Source organism: Myroides sp. LJL116, assembly GCF_054871685.1.
Window position 1 is genome coordinate 85,178 of sequence record NZ_JBTXLR010000008.1, and the last position, 19,735, is coordinate 104,912.

Below are 19,735 nucleotides of genomic sequence, written 5' to 3' on the forward strand. Positions count from 1 at the left end.
TATTTTTGCACAAAATACAATCGAAATGAAATTTACCCAACGTTTAGCATATTACCTTTTTGGTATCTTAATAGGCTGTATGTTTTTATTCTTTTTCTTTGGACAAAAGAAAACAGAATTTTGCTACTTTCCCAATTGTCGTGTTTTAAAAGACATTAGAAACAAACCTATTACTTATTCAGAAGAAGCAGAAGTTATTTTAGCCCAAGGCTGGATGAATGAAGAAGATGTTAGACGTACTCTAACCTATGGAAAAGTAGATTTTTCTAATAGCAAACATAAGTTTGAAAATGGTGTAGTGTATATAATTAAAGGAAAAAACACTAATAATGAACCTTTGATTTTAGAAATGGTAAACTACCAAGATAAAGCTCTTTTAAAAAATATAACAAAAGTGAACCAATAGTTCTATTTTGCTAATCCATATTATAAAAGCCCTTGCTAAAAGCAGGGGCTTTTGTTTTAAGGTCAAATTGCTATAAATTATAGCAAACAATATAAAGACCTACTTTCCCCATTTAATCAATCACTTAGCATTGTATATAAAACACCCTTCTCTTTAGAAGTAGTAATTATGACCCCTAGCCTATTTTATTATACTATAAAAATATTATCTTAGTGGTGTCATATACAAAATTAACATGCACAATAATCCTTTAGATACCCCAATTGAATACCTCAAAGGCGTTGGACCTCAACGCGCTGAGCTACTAAAAAAAGAATTGGGAATATTTACCTATAGTGACCTATTGAGTCTTTACCCTAATCGCTATATTGATCGATCGAGATTTTATACCATTAATGAACTCTCTACCACAAATGGAGAGATACAAATAATTGGTAGAATTACCCATATTAAAATAGTAGAGCAAGGTAAAAGAAAACGACTTGTAGCCACCTTTAGGGATGACACTGGACAAATGGAACTTATTTGGTTCCAAGGTTATAAATGGATACAAGACTCCTTAGAGTTAAATACTCCTTATGTTATTTTTGGAAAAGTTACCAGTTTTAACTTTAGTTTTTCTATGGCCCATCCAGAGATGGAACTATTAGCAGACTTTCAAAAATCTAGTGTAAAATCCATGGTCGGTATTTATCCATCTACAGAAAAGCTTGGAGCTAGAATCTCCAATAAGGCTATTTTAAAAATGATGGATAACCTTTTACAACAAACTCATACCTATTTAAAAGACTCTCTACCTATTGAACTTAGTCATAAGTTAGGACTGATGCCTTTAGATCAAGCTTTAATACAAATCCATTTTCCAAAAGATATGGATCACTTATATAAAGCGCAATTTCGCTTGAAGTTTGAGGAGCTCTTTTATATACAAATGCAGCTTTTAATTAAAAACATAGCTCGAAAAGGCAAAATTCAAGGCTACCCCTTCTCCAAAGTTGGAGAGAACTTTTTAGATTTTTTCCATCATCATTTACCTTTCCCGTTAACAGGGGCTCAAAAAAGAGTAATCAAGGAAATTAGACAGGACATGGGCCAGCAAGCTCAAATGAATCGATTATTACAAGGAGATGTTGGTTCTGGAAAAACTATTGTAGCTTTTATGAGTTGCTTATTGGCAATTGATAATAATTTCCAAGCCTGTATAGTAGCACCAACTGAAATATTAGCCACACAACACTATGTGGGTATATGCGAATTAGCTAAACCACTAGGTTTAAATATTCAGCTTTTAACAGGTTCCACCAAAGCAGCCCAAAGAAGAGAGCTACACAAGGAATTAGAATCCGGAGAGATAGATATCTTAATTGGTACACATGCTTTGTTTGAGGACAAAGTGATTTTTAAAAACCTAGGTCTTGCAATAATTGACGAACAACATAGGTTCGGAGTAGAGCAGCGCTCAAAATTATGGTTAAAAAACACCTTACCGCCTCATATATTAGTAATGACAGCTACCCCTATTCCTCGTACTTTAGCTATGACACTATATGGGGATTTAGATGTATCTGTAATAGATGAACTACCTCCAGGAAGAAAACCTATTCAAACCAACCATTATTATGAAAATAAACGCTTAGCATTATGGCAATTTCTTCGCCAAGAAATTGCCAAAGGTAGGCAAGTCTATATTGTATATCCTTTAATTGAGGAGAGTGAATCCTTGGATTATAAAAACCTTATGGAAGGTTTTGAAGGAATCTCTAGAGACTTTCCTTTACCAGAGTATAGTGTAAGTATAGTGCATGGTCAAATGACACCTCAGGAAAAAGAAACCGAGATGCAGCGATTTGCCCAAGGAAAAACAAATATAATGGTAGCCACTACAGTAATTGAGGTGGGAGTTAACGTACCTAATGCCTCTGTAATGGTTATTGAAAGCGCGGAGAGATTTGGCCTTTCACAACTGCATCAATTAAGAGGTCGAGTTGGTCGAGGTGCAGAACAAAGCTATTGTATATTAATGACAGGCGACAAATTGAGTAATGACTCCAAAATTAGAATGCAAACCATGTGCGATAGCAACGATGGTTTTGTCATATCGGAAGTTGACCTAAAACTTCGAGGTCCTGGAAACTTAATGGGAAAACAACAAAGTGGTACCACTCCACTAAGGATAGCAGATTTAGTAAAAGATCAAGAGATTTTACAATATGCTAGAGAGCAAGCAATTTCCATTCTAACCCAAGACCCTACTTTAGAGAATCCACAACATAAAGGAATAAAAAATAAACTTAACCATCTAGATAAAAAAACAACCATCTGGAATTACATTAGCTAAACCATGAGAAAATTAGTATTTGCCTCGAATAATCAAAATAAAATTAAAGAGATTAAAAAACTTTTACCCAATGATATTGAAATCCTGAGTCTTCGCGATATTGGCTGTGAAGTAGATATTCCTGAAACTGCTGATACCATTGAAGGTAACGCACTTTTAAAGGCTAACTTTATCAAAAGACATTACGGATACGATTGCTTTGCAGATGATTCAGGACTGGAAATTGATTATTTAGACAAACAACCTGGTGTATATTCGGCTAGATATGCAGGTGAACCAAAGAATGATGATAACAATATGGATAAGGTATTAACCAATATGCAGGGTGCTACCAATAGAAAGGCCAACTTTAAAACAGTTATCACTTTACATTATAAGGGAGAAACCCATCATTTCACAGGTATAATTGAGGGAGAAATCACCCAAGAAAAAACTGGTGACCAAGGCTTTGGATATGACCCTATTTTCAAGCCAGAGGGATACGACAAAACATTTGCTCAAATGGACATGGAGCTTAAAAACACAATCTCTCATCGTGCTAAAGCTGTAGAAAAACTACTTAGTTTTTTAGAAAATTGCTAATAAAATCATAAATTTATGATTTTTCGAATATTTTATTTCATTAAATTAGAGGGTTAACTATTTTAGTTGTACATTTGTGGCTATTTTAAAATATATATGAACAATTTCGAACAATTAGGATTAAACGAATCACTTTTATCAGCGATTAATGATTTAGGGTTTACAAGTCCATCAGAAATCCAGCAAAAGGCGATTCCTTTACTATTAGAAAAAAACACCGATATTGTTGCGTTAGCCCAAACGGGGACTGGGAAAACTGCAGCTTTTGGTTTTCCTTTGATCCAGAAGATAGACGTGAGTAAAAAACATACTCAAGGTCTTATCTTATCGCCAACTAGAGAGTTATGTTTGCAAATCGCAAACGAATTGAAACAGTACTCTAAGTACGTAAAAGGCCTACACACTGTTGCTGTTTATGGAGGTGCAAGCATCTCAGAACAAGCAAGAGAAATAAAACGCGGAGCTCATATCATTGTTGCTACTCCAGGTAGAATGCAAGATATGATTAACAGAGGTATGGTTAATATTAAACATATCGAATTCTGTGTTTTAGATGAGGCAGATGAAATGCTTAACATGGGCTTCTATGACGATATCAGAAACATTTTAGCTGATACACCAGAAGAAAAAAACACATGGTTGTTTTCTGCAACAATGCCTGCTGAAGTAGCAAGTATTGCTAAGGAATTCATGAATCAACCAGAGGAAATTACAGTAGGACACAAAAACCAAGGGTCTACTACTATTACGCACGAGTATTACTTAGTTGGTGGAAGAGACCGCTATTTAGCTCTTAAGCGTTTAGCAGATGTGAACCCAGATATCTTTTCTGTAGTTTTCTGTAGAACAAAAAGAGACACCCAAGCAATTGCTGAAAAACTAATCGAAGATGGTTACAACGCAGCTGCTTTGCACGGAGACTTATCTCAAGCTCAACGTGATGGTGTAATGAAATCATTTAGAAACAAACAAATTCAAATGCTTGTTGCTACTGACGTAGCAGCACGTGGTATTGACGTTGATGATATTACTCACGTAATTAACTACCAATTACCAGATGAAATTGAAACTTATACTCACCGAAGCGGTCGTACAGGTCGTGCTGGTAAAAAAGGAGTTTCTCTTGTAATTGCAACAAAAAGTGAGCAAAGAAAAATCCAACAAATCGAACGCATTATCAAACAAAAGTTTGAGCAAAAAACTATTCCTACAGGAATTGAGATTTGTGAGATTCAATTATACCACTTAGCTAACAAAATTAAAGAAGCAGAGGTAAATCCAGAAATCGAACAATACGTTCCGGCAATTATGGAGCAACTTTCTTCTTTTGACAAAGAAGAAATCATTAAAAAAGTGATTTCTGTAGAGTTCAACAAATTCTTAGAATACTACCAAAAACCTTCTAATAATTTAACAGCTGTTTCTGCAGGTCGTTCAACTTCAACAAATGAACTACCTTCTGATGGAGCAGTACGTTTCTTTATTAACTTAGGTGCTAAAGATAACCTAGACTGGATGAGCCTTAAGGATTACTTAAGAGAAACATTAGAATTAGGACGTGACGACTTATTCAAAGTAGATGTTAAAGACGGATTCTCTTTCTTTAATATTGAGGCAGAACATGCTGAAAAAGTAGTTAATATCTTAAACAACGAAACTTACGAAGGAAGAAGAGTAAATGTTGAGATCTCTAACAATGATGGTGGAAGAAACAATTCTCGTCGTGATCATAATGGTCGCAGAAGTGGTGGTTTCAACAGAAACGATCGCGGTGGAGAAAGAAGAGGTTCATTCGCTGGAGAAAGAAAACGTTTTGACAGAGATAGAAATAGCTTTGACCGTGGAAGATCATCAGATAGAGAAAGATCTCCTCGTAATGAGAGAAGCTCTGAGAGAAGAAGTAGCGAAGCAGGACCATCTAGAAGACCTAGAAGAAACTAATTTGTTAATTTTTCCGAAATAATATGAAAAACTGTAAAATATCCTTTATTTTTAAGCAATCTTAAAAGTATGAGAAATTTTACAGTTTTTTTGTTTTTAATTTGTTCCGCTTTTCACCTACAAGCCCAGCAAATTAATAAAGTACAAGGTACAGTTGTTAATGACAAGTCTTTTCTACCAGTGGATGATGTTAATATTATAAACGTCACAAAGGTAAAGGGAACTATTAGCAAAAGGGATGGTACATTTGCCTTAGAGGCAGATATCAATGATTCTATCCACGTATCTTATCCAGGCTATATTCCTATTAAGCTAAAAGTTACCAATGACTGGCTTAATAACGAATTCCTAAAGGTATATTTAACAGAGCAAAGTACGGAGTTAGAGGAAATCTATATTCAAAAATATACCCTTACAGGTTATTTAGAAGTAGACACTAAATTAATTGCCTTAAACGATAAAATGGAGTTTAACTTCTATAGAAGAAACCAAACTCCTTATTATGGTACTGCAATTGGAACCTTCTTCTCCCCTGTTGATGCTGTGTATAATTTGTTTAAATCTAGAGCCTCTAAGCTTAAAAAGATTGAAACAATAAAAGAAGATACCAATATGGTTACTTTGATGCAATCTAGATATGACCGTGAGATAGTTTGTGGTTTATTAGATATAACAAGGGAAGATATAGTGACTTCTTTACAGAATTGTAATTACACAGATAAATTTATTTATACAGCTACAGATTTTCAAATCTACCAAGCCTTAAATGATTGCTTTAGCAATTCTCAAATTATAGTTGATAACAAAAGGAATACATCCCATTAAAAGGATGTATTTTTTTTACATATTACTAGGGCAAAGACTTTTTATTATTTTAAAATAAAAGTATTTTTGCACTACATAACAACACATCTTAATTTAAAATTATTCTGCACCGATGAATATCCTTTTAAAGTCTGCAAAAGTGGTAGATCCACAAAGCCCATTTAACAATCAGATCGTAGATATTAAAATTGAAAATGGAACGATATCTTCTATCGCCACTTCCATTACCCCTAGTGAAACAGATACAGTGATCGAGCTAGAGAATTTACATATTTCTCAAGGTTGGTTTGATTCTTCTGTATGTTTTGCAGAGCCAGGTTATGAGGAAAGAGAAACCATTGAACATGGTCTACAAGTAGCCGCTAAAAGTGGTTTTACCCAAGTTGCACTTGAGCCAAACAACAACCCTATTACCCAAAACAAGGCAATGGTTAACTTTGTAAAAAACCAAGCTTTAGGTAGTGTTTGCGAACTCTTCCCTATTGGTGCATTAACTATTAATAGCCAAGGAAGTGATCTTACAGAGTTATTTGACATGAAAAATGCAGGGGCTATAGCTTTTGGAGATTACAAAAAATCCATCTCCAATGCTAATGTTTTAAAACTTGCCCTTCAATATACCCAAGACTTTGATGCTTTAGTTATTGCTTTTTGCCAAGATAATAATATAGCAGGAAAAGGAGTGGCTAACGAAGGAGTACAAGCTACACAATTGGGTTTAAAACCAATTGCCAAATTAGCAGAAGAAATTCATGTAGCTAGAAACCTTTACCTTTTACAGTATACAGGTGGTAGATTACACTTACCTACTATTTCTACTATAGAGTCTTTAGAATTAATTCGTCAAGCTAAAGCTAAAGGACTTCAAGTTACTTGTAGTGTTGCTGCCCATCACTTAGTATTAGATGATAGCGCATTAGAACAATTCGATACATGCTTTAAGGTATTACCTCCTTTAAGAGACAAAGCAACTACACAGGCTTTGATTCAAGGTGTATTAGACAATACTATTGATTGTATCACAAGTGATCATAATCCTTTAGATATTGAACATAAAAAATTAGAGTTTGATGCAGCTTCTTTTGGAACTATAGGTCTTGAGTCTACTTTCGGCGCCTTGGCCACTGTTCTTCCAATAGAGGTTATAGTAGATAAGCTAACAAAAGCTAGAGACATCTTTACTCTACAGGCCCAGCCTATTGCTATAGGAGAAAAAGCCAACCTAACTTTATTCACTCCTGATGGACAATGGGTGTTTACAAAACACGATATCCTATCTAAGAGTAAGAATGCTATCTTTTTAAATGCTCCAATGCAAGGTAAAGTATATGGAGTTATTAACGGTAACAATACTAATCTTTAGGTCTAAAGACTTATTAAATTCTATATAAAATGCTAAAAACCTTTAGTCATAAGGAAATTGAATCAGGTAAAAAAATAGCTATTGCGGCTCATTTAACCATTATTGGTTGTATTATTGCTATCTTTATGAATATGGATCCCAAAAACAAATATGCCGGATTTTATATCAAGCAAGCTTTTGGCCTTCATCTTATCTTTTTTATGTTCTCTTATACCATTGGAAACATAAACTCATGGATGGTGACTATACCTTTTTGGCTTTGCTTTTTTATAATGTGGATATATAGTTTTACGGGAGCTGTAAATGGAGAGATTAATGTAGTACCAAAACTGGGACTATACTTTCAAAAATGGTTTGACAAATTATCCGCTTAAAAATTATTATGGAAACATCTTTATCAATTCCTTACTTAGTTCAAAAACCTGAGGTAATTAAGGACGAAAACCCGCTAATCTTACTTCTACATGGTTATGGAAGTAATGAACAGGATTTATTTTCTTTTGCTCAAGAATTGCCAAAAGAGTATTTTATTGTATCGGCTCAAGCCCCTTACCCTGTGCCTCCATATGGACATGCATGGTATGCAATTCACTTTGACCAAGATGCCAATAAATTCTCTGATGACCAGCAAGCTATTACCTCTAGAGACTTAATTGCTCAATTCATTGAAGAGCTTTGCATCAAATATCCTATCGATAAAAAAAGAGTTAACTTAGTTGGATTTAGCCAAGGTGCTATTTTATCCTATGCTGTTGGTCTTTCTTATCCAGAAAAAGTAAAGAATATTGTTGCATTAAGTGGTTATTTCAATGCAAACATTATTAAGAGTGGCTTTGAAAACAATGATTTCTCTAGATTAAAAGTATTTGCTTCTCATGGAAGCGTGGATCAAGTAATCCCAGTACAATGGGCACAACAAACTCCTGCGATCTTAGAGAAATTAAATATCTTTCATCAGTATAAAGAATATCCTGTAGGACACGGGGTACATCCGATGAACTTCCAAGATTTTAAAGAGTTCTTAATCAAAAATGATCACGACTTACCTTAGTGTAAACTAAGTATTTCTATAAAAAAAAAGAGTCAGTTTAAAACTGACTCTTTTTTTATACTTCTAATTTATTTTAGATAACCTCTTCTTCTTTTGCTCCATAAATGGAAGCCTCACTAGTTACAGCTGCTTTAAAAACAACTTCATCCTTATAACTTAAAACCATTGCTGGCTTAAATTCAAACTTCCACTGGTCTTTAGTATAAAGGTCTTGCTCTTGCTTATTCAAAAGAATTCCCTTTGCATGGTTGGGCAAATAAATTTCAACTTTATCCTTATTAGGACTTACTACAACAAAACAGCTAATCCCATTTTGCTCTATATCGTTTTCTTCTTCGATTTGTTCTTGGGTAACATTTCCTACTGGAGTTAATCGAAACCCAATTTCAAAAGGTCGAATACAATCCTCAAAAATTTGACTATAGCAGTAACCTTGATCAGGTGCACACTGCGTTGGATCGGCCTCTAGATTAGCCTCTAAATCCTGCTCGATTACTAAAGCATTATTCTCCATGTTATTCTCCTGTTTAAGGATAAAATCACATGAAAACAAAGACATAGCAACAAGGGGTAAAAAATAAATTATTTTTTTCATATCAAGTCGCAATTTAATAGTACCTATTTTTTGGTATACAATACACTTTGAATAGTAGAAAACTCTGTAGGTTTACCATCTTGGAAAAAATATTGGATTAATACTTCTCCTTTTTGATCTCCTGCATAAAAATCAGCAATCATCCATCGATGGTTTAAAAACTGTACCTTATTAATAATACACTTATATCCATCTATCACCCCATAAGGGACTAAAGTATTTCCTTGGGCATTATGGTTTAAAGCCAATACTTCTTGTTCTATTTTCTGTACATCACTATCTATAGTCTTATAGTTGAAGTACTCCTGGGCTACTGCATTGTTTTCTAGGGCAAAATAATTAGCTAAATCTAATTCTTTTTCTACCTGATGTAAAGAATCTCTTACAATTTCAATGCGTTTTTGAGCAATATCTATCCTTTTATCAGCACTTTTACGCATATTATTATTGCTAGCAAACAATAATACGATGATTAAAAGAGAAAACATGAAAAGATAGAAAAACACCTTATTTCTCATAGGAATATTTATAGATTAATTTTTAAATTATCAAAGGCCAAATATACATCTTTCGGCAGTACTTTTTGCACCTTTTCATGAAAACCTAGATCTTGAGAAATATGGGTCAAATAAGCCTTTTGTGGTTGTACTTTTTCAATAAACTCCAAGGCTTGTTCTAGACTAAAATGGGTTGGATGCTCACTTATACGCAAAGCATTTACCACTAAAACTTTACAGCCTCTTATTTTGTCAATACAAGCCTGGTCCACGTATTTAGCATCGGTTATATAAACCAAGTCCCCTAGAATAAATCCCAATATATCTAAATCACCATGTAAAATCGGCAAAGCAGTAATGGACTTATCCCCTATTTTAAACTCTTGAAAAGCCTCCAAGGCAATTGGTTCTACTTGTGGGGCTCCAGGATATCTATTCTCTGTAGCAAAGATATACTCATAACGTCTTTTAAGAGCATCTAAGACCCTAGGCATACCATACAATGGCATTGGCCCATGAAGGTAGCAAAGTGTTCTAATTTCGTCCAAGCCAGCTACGTGATCCGCATGCTCGTGGGTAAATAAAATAGCATCTATTTTATTGCATTTGGCCTTTAGCATTTGCTGGCGAAAATCTGGTCCACAATCAATTAAAATGGTTGTATCCTCCCATTTAATTAAAATTGAACTTCTCAAGCGCTTGTCCTTTTGATTCTTACTTCGACCAACCGGATGATCGATTCCAATAACTGGAATGCCAACAGAGGTTCCAGTACCTAAAAAATATACTTCCAACTTACTATTTTTTTTACAAAAATAAGCTTTATCTTTTTTTGTTGTACTATATTTATTAGGTTTGTTTAAAAAGCTTAAAACATGGAAAAATTTGCAGAAGATTTAGTATTACAAGGCGATAGAATTATTGAGCATCACCCTGCTATCCAGGACAAAGCATTAAGGGTTAATTTAAATAGCAATATTTATGGAACATTTGCCGAAATTGGTGCAGGTCAAGAAACAGTGCGACATTTTTTCCGTGCTGGTGGTTCTTCTAAAACTGTGGCAAAGGCAATTAGTGCTTATGACAAGGTTTTTAGTGACGCCATTTATTCCGTAGAAAAAGATGGCCGCTATGTTACAGAAAGCAGACTAGATAAGATGCTGGAGTATGAAACCCGTAAATTAGAAGAAAGATTAGTGAGACAAAGTAACCCTAATAAGGCCTTTTTCTCCTATGCCAATACAGTAGCAACTATTGATTATGCTAAAAAGAACAAAGGCCATGGTTGGATTGGAATTATGTTTCAGTCAAATGCCAATGAACCTTATAGTAAAATCATTCTACACATACAATTCAAGGAAACCGATTCTAGATTGCAACAAGAAACCTTGGGAATTCTTGGAGTAAACTTAATCTATGGAGCTTTTTATCAAAATCACGATCCTAAAAAACTAATACATAGTTTATATGACCATTTAGATAAAGATCAAATAGAAATAGATACCATTAACTTCTCTGGCCCTTTGTTTGAGAAAATAGACAATCGATTAATGAGTTTATTCTTGGTAAAAAATGGAATGACAGACGCAGTTATGTTTGGTCCTGATGGAAAGAGCCAACTCCCTGCAAATGTTTTATTTAGAAAAAACATTTTAGCACTAAGAGGTAGTTTCCGCCCAGTAACCATTGTAAACATGCATATGTATACCAATGCATTAGAAATGTTTAAACAAGAAAACGACTTAAAAGAGGATCAAACTGCAGTTATCTTCGAGATTACTTTATCCAATCTTTTAATGCAAGGACACCTAGATGAAACAGACTTTTTACATCGAGCAGATTTACTTTGTTCCTTAGGACAAACAGTAATGATTTCCAATTTCCAAGAATACTACCGTTTGCCAGAATACTTTTCCCAATATACCGATAAGCATATCGCTTTATCAATGGGAGTAAGTAGCATCTTAAATATTTTCGAACAAAAATACTATACCAACCTCTCTGGAGGTATACTAGAGGCGTTAGGAAAGCTCTTTAGAAATCAAATGAAAATTTACCTTTATCCTATGAAAAACGATCAAGGAGAAATTATTGACTCTACTAACCTAAAGGTAGATTTACCGGTGAAAGAACTGTATAAGTATTTCAAGAAGAATCAACAAATTGTAGATATCAGCAATTATGAAGCACAAACATTGGATGTTTTCTCTAGGGATATTTTAAAGCTCCTACAAGAAAACAAACCTGGATGGGAAAACAAACTACCCATTGGTATTGCACAAATGATTAAAGAAAAACAATTATTCGGCTACCGTAAATAATTGGTAGAACATACTTGAAAACTCCACAGCGAAAAATTTTGTTGTGGAGTTTTTTATCCTATCTACTACAATGCCTGCTTTTTTATTGCTTAGTTTATCTACTTTTGGGGTTTAAAGGCTATAAATTCCCCTTATCTTTATTTAAATAGTAGTACTTTTGTACTTATTTTCCTTTTTAAACAATGGCAACAATAAATAAAAAAACATTACAAGATTTAGAATTCGAAACGGTATTACAAAGCGTTTCCCATTACTGTGTTACAGAACAAGGGAAAGAAGACGCTATGTTAATTACACCTTTTAAAACCCAAGAAGATACTTTGAAGGCTTTAAAGCAAACCTCCGAGTATGTTTCTTCTTTCACCAATAATAATATTATTCCTAACCATTACTTTGACAGTATTGATTATGAACTTCAATTTCTAGCTATTGAAGATAGTTTTTTAGAAGCCTCAAGTTTTAAAAAAATATATTCTCTTGTAGAGACAACCCTAACTTTAATAGAATTTTTAAATAAATTCCAAACCTATTACCCTCATATTTATCAAGATGCAGCACCTTTGGCATTAGAAAAGCAAATTCTAAAGGCCATTGATCAAGTAATAGATAAATATGGTGAAATAAAAGACAATGCATCTGTAGATTTACAATCTATACGCAGAAACATCAATATTGTAAGAGGTAAAATAAACCAAAGCTTTGGCTTTGCACTAACCCAATATAACAACGCTGGTTATTTGGATGATATCCGAGAAACCGTAGTGGAAAATCGCCGTGTATTAGCTGTTACAGCTATGCACAGAAGAAAAGTAAAAGGAAGTGTACTTGGACAAAGTAAAACAGGTAGTATAGTTTATATTGAACCAGAGGCAACTCTTCACTTCTCTCGTGAATTAAATAATTTAGAGTACGAGGAAAGAGAAGAAATCGTTCGTATTTTAAAACACCTTACCAATACTCTACGACCTTTCTTAGAGGTATTAAAGCAGTACAAAGCATTTTTGATTCACATCGACATCACAAGTGCTAAGGCCAAGTATGCCAATAAAATAAATGCTTTACTTCCAAATATTAACAACGAAAGAGTATTGTATTTCAAAGAGGCCTTCCACCCTATCTTACTTTTGAACAATAAAGCAAAGCGCAAACCAACCTTTGCCCAGACCATACAGCTAGACGAACAGGGTAGAATCATTGTGATATCTGGACCTAATGCCGGAGGTAAGAGTATTACTTTAAAGACCATTGGTCTTTTACAATTAATGCTACAATCCGGTTTACTTATTCCAGTGGATCAAAGAAGTACTACTTTTTTATTCGATAGAATTCTTACCGACATTGGAGATAACCAAAGTATAGAGAACCATTTAAGTACCTATAGTTATCGATTAAAAAACATGAATTACTTTTTAAAGAAATGTAATGAAAACACTTTGTTTTTAATTGATGAATTTGGAACAGGTTCCGATCCCGAATTAGGAGGTGCCTTAGCCGAGGTGTTTTTGGAGGAGTTTTACCAAAGAAATGCCTTTGGAATTATCACCACTCACTATACCAATTTAAAGATTCTTGCCGATGAGCTTCCCAATGCTACCAATGCCAATATGCTCTTTGATGAAAGAACCCTTGAGCCTTTATATAAATTAAATGTTGGTCAAGCAGGTAGCTCGTTTACCTTTGAGGTAGCTCAAAAAAATGGTATTCCTTTTAGTCTCATTAATAGGGCTAAGAAAAAAGTAGAATCCGACAAAGTTCGCTTTGATAAAACTATTGCGAATCTGCAAAAGGAAAGACATAAATTAGAGAGAACCTCCAATAATTTAAAACAAGAGGAATCTAAAGCTAGAGAAGAAAGCTTAAAGATGCAGGACATTAATGGAAAGATCCAAGATAAGCTTTACCGTTATCAAGAACTCTTTGATGCCAACCAACGTTTGGTATACTTAGGCCAAAAGATCGATGACCTATCTTTAAAATACTTTAATAATAAAAGCAAGAAATCTCTTTTCTCTGAAATTTTAAAAGTAGTTGAAATTGAAAACTCAAAGCGAAAACAACAAACTGTAAAAGAGCAGAAACAAAAACAAATAGAACAAAAAACAATACAAGCCGAGGTAGACAAGAAGATTGAAAAAATCCGAGAGCAGAAAAAACAAGAAAAAATCCTGAAGGTTCAACAAGATCAAAACAAACCTAAGTTTCCTTTAAAAGTTGGAGATAGAGTTAGAATGATAGACGGAAGAGCTGTTGGAAGTATAGATAATATTGAAAAAAATACAGCAACAGTAAACTACGGTATCTTCACCTCAAAGGTTTCTTTAGATCAACTTGAAATGGTAGAAAGAAAAAAATAACCATGGAATTACCACAAGACAAAAGTATAATACTCTTTGATGGGGTTTGCAATTTATGTGATAGTGTTGTACAGCGCATTATAAAGGCTGATAAAAAGGATCAATTTCGATTTATAGCCTTACAAAGCAACAAAGGTAAAACACTATTGACACAATTAGGTATTAATCCTTTAGCTATGGATAGCATTGTCTTTTACCAACCAGGCAAAGGACATTGGATAAAATCCCAGGCAGTTGTACATATAGCAGCCCAATTAAAAGGAATATACCGTATTGTTTGTCTTGCTAATTTATTTCCACAATCCTGGATGGACAGACTTTATGAGGTAGTAGCAAACAATAGATACCGCCTTTTTGGTAAAAAATCATCCTGCTTATTGCCTGATAAAAAAACGCTAGATAAATTTTTGTAATTTTTTCTTGCTCAGATAGATAAAATACACATAAATCTTCGCTTTTTATTTCCCTTAAACTATCGCAATGCTTATATTTGCGTACTCAAAAAAATTATTCGAATGCATATTTCATACAATTGGTTAAAACAATTCATAAAATTAGACATTACACCAGAACAAACTTCAGAAATCTTAACAGACTTAGGTCTTGAAGTTGAGGGTATTACTCATTACGAGAGCCTAAAAGGTGGTTTAAAAGGAGTTGTTGTTGGACACGTATTGTCATGTACCAAACATCCTAACGCTGATAAATTAAATGTAACTAAAGTTGATTTAGGTACGGGCGAGCCAGTACAAATAGTTTGTGGTGCTCCAAATGTAGCTCAAGGACAAAAAGTCCCTGTAGCAACCATTGGTACAGAGCTATTTGATCAAGATGGCAACGCATTTCAAATTAAAAAAGGAAAAATTCGCTCTGAAGAAAGCTTTGGAATGATTTGTTCTGAGGTGGAACTAGGTGTAGGAAAAGATTCCTCTGGAATTATGGTTTTAGACCCAAGTCTTGCTCCTGGAACTCCAATGGCTAAAGTATTCAACATTGCCACAGATGAAGTATTCGAAATTGGGTTAACACCAAACCGCTCTGACGCTATGAGTCACTGGGGAGTTGCTCGTGATTTACGTGCTGGTCTTTTACAAAACGCCAATAACGAAATTCAACACCAAGAATTAATTACTCCTTCTGTAAGTAAATTCAAAGTAGAACAACGTACCTTAAAAATTGATGTTACCGTAGAGGATTACAAAAAAGTACCTCGTTACTGTGGAGTTACTATCTCAGGTATTGAGGTAAAAGAATCTCCAGAGTGGCTACAAAATAGATTAAAAGCAATTGGAATTACGCCAAAAAACAATATTGTGGATGTTACCAACTATGTACTTCACGATTTAGGCCAACCTCTACATGCTTTTGATGCAGCAAAAATCAAAGGAGGAAAAATCCAAGTTAAAACATTACCACAAGGAACTAAGTTCATCACTTTAGATGGTGTGGAACGTACCTTAGACCAAAATGACTTAATGATCTGTGATGAGAATGGTCCAATGTGTCTTGCTGGAGTGTTCGGTGGTTTAAAATCTTCTGTTTCAGAGAATACTACCTCTATCTTTTTAGAAAGTGCTTACTTCGACCCAGTTGTAGTAAGAAAAGCTGCTAAAAGACATGGATTAAATACAGATTCATCTTTCCGTTTTGAAAGAGGAATTGACCCATCTATTACAGAATATGCTTTAAAACATGCTGCTTTATTGATTCAAAAAGTAGCAGGTGGAGAGATTACTTCTGATATTATAGATCTTTATCCAAAGAAAATCGAGGACCACTCTGTTTTCTTAAACTTTAATAACATTAATAGAATCTTAGGAGAAGAAATCTCTAAAGAGACTATTAAAAAGATCTTAGTTACTTTAGATATTAAAGTACATAGCATGAGCGATCTAGGATTAGGTATTACTGTACCTGCTTATAGAGCAGATGTAACTAGAGAAATTGACGTAATTGAAGAAATTTTACGTGTATATGGATTCAATAACATCAAGATTTCTTCTAAATTAAACGCTACTATTTCTAATAGCTCTAGAACAGAAGACCATAAAATTCAAAATATTGTATCTAATTTATTAGTAGCTCAAGGTTTCCATGAAATCATGAACAACTCTTTGACTACTCCTGCTTACAATGAATTAACGGAATCTGTAAAGGAAAGCTTCCAAGTAGACATCTTAAACCCTTTAAGTTCAGACTTAAGTGTAATGAGACAAACTCTACTTTTCGGTGGATTAGAAGCAATCTCTTATAATATCAACCGCAAAAGATCGGATTTAAAGTTATTTGAATTTGGTAAAATTTACCAAAAGAAACTAACTACTTACGAAGAGCATAAAAACTTTAGCTTATTTGCTACTGGAAATACAGTGAAAGCGTCATGGAATACCCAACAAAGAAGCTTAGACTTTTTTGACTTTAAAGGATACATCAACGCACTTTTATCTCGTCTAGGTTTAAATAAAATTCAAACCACTCCTATTGAGAGCGATATCTTTTCAGAAGGAATTGCTTATACTTTAGGAAAAGAGACTATTGTAGAGTTTGGTATCTTGAAAAAGAGTATTACTAAAGCTTTCGATATCAAACAAGAGGTATTCTACGCTGATTTCCAATGGGAAAATATCATAAAAGTATTAAGCAATAAAATCAAATTTACAGAAATCAATAAATACCCTTCTGTAAAAAGAGATTACGCTTTACTAATTGACGAAGCAGTAACCTTTGAACAAATCCACACTCTTGTTAAACAAGTGGATAAAAACATCATTAAAGACGTTACTTTATTTGACTTCTACCAAGGAGATAAAATAGAACAAGGTAAAAAATCTTATGCTATTTCTATCTTAATGCAAGATGCAAGTAAAACACTAACAGATAACCAAGTAGAGAAAATAATGGGTAAAATTAAATACCAATTAGAAAACAACCTTGGTGCTCAATTAAGATAACAACAAAAGGGATATTCCAATATGGAGTATCCCTTTTTTTATTACAAAACACACTCTTTAGCTAAAAATAAGCTTATTTAAAAGTGTTTAATAAAATTACACACCTTGGCTATGATTTTTTAATATAGAAGCTTAAAAAGCGATATATGAGCGTATTACCTACCCCCTATCACCTACTTGTTTTCATTCTCTTGACAGCAATGCCTTATTTGTTTATTTCTGACTTTTAAGTAGATATGTTTGGCTTGCTTTGGTAAAGATTCATCTAATAGACTTTCTTTGGTCTCTACTAATTTATAAGCGGTACATATCCTATCAAGCCAAGCCTATGCCATAATCCTACACATCTATAGGCAAAAGTATATATTACTATAACTAGAGTATTACAAAACTATAGCTCTTAGATCTAGATGGCAACCAACCAACTCTCTTCAAAAAAATAAACACGCTTATTTTTCAAATAAATCCCAATTATACAGCAATAAAAAAAAGGCTATTCCACTTGGGAATAGCCTTTTTTATGATAGATAGAAAAAGTTAGGGATTATCCTAAAACTTCTTTTACTTTTAATCCAATTTCAGCTGGTGAATCAACAACGTGGATACCACATTCTCTCATGATTCGTTTTTTAGCAGCAGCAGTATCATCGCTTCCACCTACAATAGCACCTGCGTGACCCATTGTTCTTCCAACTGGAGCAGTTTCTCCTGCGATGAATCCGATAACAGGTTTTCTGTTTCCGTCTTCTTTAATCCAACGAGCAGCATCAGCTTCTAATTGACCTCCAATTTCACCAATCATAATGATTGCTTCAGTCTCAGGGTCATTCATTAATAATTGAACTGCTTCTTTAGTTGAAGTTCCAATGATTGGGTCTCCACCAATTCCGATTGCAGTTGTAACACCTAAACCTTGTTTAACAACTTGGTCAGCTGCTTCATACGTTAAAGTTCCTGATTTAGAAACGATTCCAACAGTACCTTTCTTAAATACAAAACCTGGCATAATACCAACTTTAGCTTCACCTGGTGTGATTACACCTGGACAGTTAGGTCCAACTAAACGACAGTCTCTATCTTGGATGTAAGCATAAGCTTTAATCATATCAGCAACAGGAATTCCTTCTGTAATACAAATAATAACTTTGATTCCAGCATCAGCAGCTTCCATAATAGCATCAGCAGCAAACGCTGGTGGTACGAAGATAATAGAAGTATCAGCTCCTGCTTTCTCTACTGCATCAGCAACAGTGTTAAACACTGGACGATCTAAATGAGTGCTTCCTCCTTTACCTGGAGTAACTCCACCTACAACATTTGTCCCGTATTCAATCATTTGAGAAGCGTGGAAAGTACCTTCACTTCCAGTAAACCCTTGAACGATTACCTTTGAATTTTTATTTACTAAAACACTCATGATTTTGTTTTTAATTATTTAAACATAGTTATACAAAAATAAACAATTCTACGCTAGAATAAAATTTTTTGTTGCTTAACTATATCTGGTTTGACTAATAATTGTTTGACTTGCTATAAAAACACCATTTAAAAGGCCTTTTGGCCATTTATCAAGGGTTATATAGACTTTACTTTTTCTAAAATCGATGGGATTCTCTTAATGTTAGCTAATTGCTTCAACATATCTCGAGACTCCTGAGCTGGATAACCAAAGTAAACTTTACCTCCAGCTAGAGATTTAGAAATTCCAGATTGAGCTAAAATTACCGCCTTAGAACCAATTGTTATACCACTAGTGGTACCAACTTGTCCCCAAAGAGTAACTTCATCTTCTATAATTACACAGCCTGCAATTCCACATTGAGCAGCAATTAAACAACGCTTACCTACTGTAGTATCGTGACCAATGTGTACTTGGTTGTCGATCTTTGCTCCTTCTTGTATAAGAGTATCTCCGGTAACACCTCTGTCAATAGTACATAAAGCACCTATTCCAACGTTATCTTCAATAACAACTCGTCCACAAGAAATCAAAGGATCAAATCCTTCTGGTCTTTTCTTATAGTAGAAGGCGTCTGCACCTAAAATAGTTCCAGCACCAATTACCACGTTATTACCAATAACGGCACCATCGTGAATAACTACATTTGGATGAATAACACAGTTTTTACCGATAACCACATTGTGCCCTATAAACACATTAGGTTGTACAACGGTACCTTCCCCTATTACTGCATCCTTTGCTTGCAAGATTTCTGCTGGTTTGAAAGGGTTGAAAAAAGTAGATAACTTATTGAAGTCTCTCCATGGATCCTCGGATACAAGCAACGCCTTACCCTGTGGGCATGGTACATCTTTATTGATTAAAATAATAGTGGCATTAGATTCTAAGGCCTTATCATAATACTTAGGATGATCCACAAAAACTATTTCTCCCTCTTGTACAACGTGAATTTCGTTAATACCATAAACTGGAAAATCTGGCTCACCTACAAACTCACACCCAATAATTTGAGCGATAGTTTGCAAGTCTTGAACTTTTTCAAAACGCAT

Annotated in this window: 17 protein-coding genes; 12 read left to right on the forward strand and 5 right to left on the reverse strand. The window is 34.2% G+C overall.

Annotated elements, in window-relative coordinates; genetic code table 11:
• The first annotated feature begins 25 nt into the window (after positions 1–25).
• The 8 genes from ACYSNM_RS07610 to ACYSNM_RS07645 all read left to right on the forward strand — a co-directional run bounded on the left by ACYSNM_RS07610 (position 26) and on the right by ACYSNM_RS07645 (position 8,506).
• Positions 26–406: a DUF4258 domain-containing protein gene (locus ACYSNM_RS07610; RefSeq protein ID WP_461754662.1), complete on the forward strand. Its 381-nt coding sequence runs from the start codon at positions 26–28 to the stop codon at positions 404–406.
• A 235-nt stretch (positions 407–641) separates the two neighbouring features.
• Complete coding sequence (gene recG / locus ACYSNM_RS07615) at positions 642–2,744, forward strand: ATP-dependent DNA helicase RecG (RefSeq protein WP_461756344.1); 2,103 nt, start codon at positions 642–644, stop codon at positions 2,742–2,744.
• 3 nt (positions 2,745–2,747) lie between these two features.
• Positions 2,748–3,326: a non-canonical purine NTP diphosphatase gene (locus ACYSNM_RS07620; protein WP_461756345.1), complete on the forward strand. Its 579-nt coding sequence runs from the start codon at positions 2,748–2,750 to the stop codon at positions 3,324–3,326.
• A 96-nt stretch (positions 3,327–3,422) separates the two neighbouring features.
• Positions 3,423–5,267, forward strand: coding sequence for a DEAD/DEAH box helicase (locus tag ACYSNM_RS07625; RefSeq protein ID WP_461756346.1), 1,845 nt, complete (start codon positions 3,423–3,425; stop codon positions 5,265–5,267).
• Between the two features lie 69 nt (positions 5,268–5,336).
• The gene (locus ACYSNM_RS07630) at positions 5,337–6,092 is read left to right on the forward strand and encodes a carboxypeptidase-like regulatory domain-containing protein (protein ID WP_461756347.1); all 756 of its coding nucleotides are present in this window, start codon (positions 5,337–5,339) and stop codon (positions 6,090–6,092) included.
• Between the two features lie 112 nt (positions 6,093–6,204).
• Positions 6,205–7,455: a dihydroorotase gene (locus ACYSNM_RS07635; protein ID WP_461756348.1), complete on the forward strand. Its 1,251-nt coding sequence runs from the start codon at positions 6,205–6,207 to the stop codon at positions 7,453–7,455.
• 29 nt (positions 7,456–7,484) lie between these two features.
• The gene (locus ACYSNM_RS07640; RefSeq protein WP_461754656.1) at positions 7,485–7,829 is read left to right on the forward strand and encodes a hypothetical protein; all 345 of its coding nucleotides are present in this window, start codon (positions 7,485–7,487) and stop codon (positions 7,827–7,829) included.
• 8 nt (positions 7,830–7,837) lie between these two features.
• Complete coding sequence (locus ACYSNM_RS07645) at positions 7,838–8,506, forward strand: alpha/beta hydrolase (protein ID WP_461756349.1); 669 nt, start codon at positions 7,838–7,840, stop codon at positions 8,504–8,506.
• A gap of 73 nt (positions 8,507–8,579) precedes the next feature.
• Here ACYSNM_RS07645 and ACYSNM_RS07650 read toward each other — a convergent pair whose 3' ends face one another.
• The 3 genes from ACYSNM_RS07650 to ACYSNM_RS07660 are packed head-to-tail and all read right to left on the reverse strand — an operon-like array spanning position 8,580 to position 10,392.
• Positions 8,580–9,101: a hypothetical protein gene (locus ACYSNM_RS07650; protein WP_461756350.1), complete on the reverse strand. Its 522-nt coding sequence runs from the start codon at positions 9,099–9,101 to the stop codon at positions 8,580–8,582.
• Between the two features lie 23 nt (positions 9,102–9,124).
• Positions 9,125–9,619, reverse strand: coding sequence for a hydrolase (locus ACYSNM_RS07655; RefSeq protein ID WP_461756351.1), 495 nt, complete (start codon positions 9,617–9,619; stop codon positions 9,125–9,127).
• 8 nt (positions 9,620–9,627) lie between these two features.
• Positions 9,628–10,392: an MBL fold metallo-hydrolase gene (locus ACYSNM_RS07660; RefSeq protein ID WP_461756352.1), complete on the reverse strand. Its 765-nt coding sequence runs from the start codon at positions 10,390–10,392 to the stop codon at positions 9,628–9,630.
• 81 nt (positions 10,393–10,473) lie between these two features.
• Here ACYSNM_RS07660 and ACYSNM_RS07665 point away from each other — a divergent pair, with 81 nt between their 5' ends.
• The 4 genes from ACYSNM_RS07665 (at position 10,474) to pheT (ending at position 17,224) form a co-directional block, all read left to right on the forward strand.
• On the forward strand, positions 10,474–11,919 hold the full coding sequence (locus tag ACYSNM_RS07665; protein WP_461756353.1) for a TonB-dependent receptor: 1,446 nt from the start codon (positions 10,474–10,476) through the stop codon (positions 11,917–11,919).
• A gap of 182 nt (positions 11,920–12,101) precedes the next feature.
• Complete coding sequence (locus ACYSNM_RS07670; RefSeq protein WP_461756354.1) at positions 12,102–14,273, forward strand: endonuclease MutS2; 2,172 nt, start codon at positions 12,102–12,104, stop codon at positions 14,271–14,273.
• Between the two features lie 2 nt (positions 14,274–14,275).
• Complete coding sequence (locus ACYSNM_RS07675) at positions 14,276–14,686, forward strand: thiol-disulfide oxidoreductase DCC family protein (protein WP_461756355.1); 411 nt, start codon at positions 14,276–14,278, stop codon at positions 14,684–14,686.
• A 102-nt stretch (positions 14,687–14,788) separates the two neighbouring features.
• A complete protein-coding gene (gene pheT, locus ACYSNM_RS07680) occupies positions 14,789–17,224 on the forward strand; it encodes a phenylalanine--tRNA ligase subunit beta (RefSeq protein ID WP_461756356.1) in 2,436 nt (811 codons plus the stop codon).
• Positions 17,225–17,768: 544 nt separating this feature from the next.
• On the opposite strand, the gene sucD is transcribed toward pheT, so the two are convergent.
• Both sucD and ACYSNM_RS07690 read right to left on the reverse strand, forming a co-directional pair.
• A complete protein-coding gene (gene sucD, locus ACYSNM_RS07685; protein WP_461753777.1) occupies positions 17,769–18,641 on the reverse strand; it encodes a succinate--CoA ligase subunit alpha in 873 nt (290 codons plus the stop codon).
• Between the two features lie 158 nt (positions 18,642–18,799).
• A complete protein-coding gene (locus ACYSNM_RS07690; protein ID WP_461756357.1) occupies positions 18,800–19,735 on the reverse strand; it encodes a UDP-3-O-(3-hydroxymyristoyl)glucosamine N-acyltransferase in 936 nt (311 codons plus the stop codon).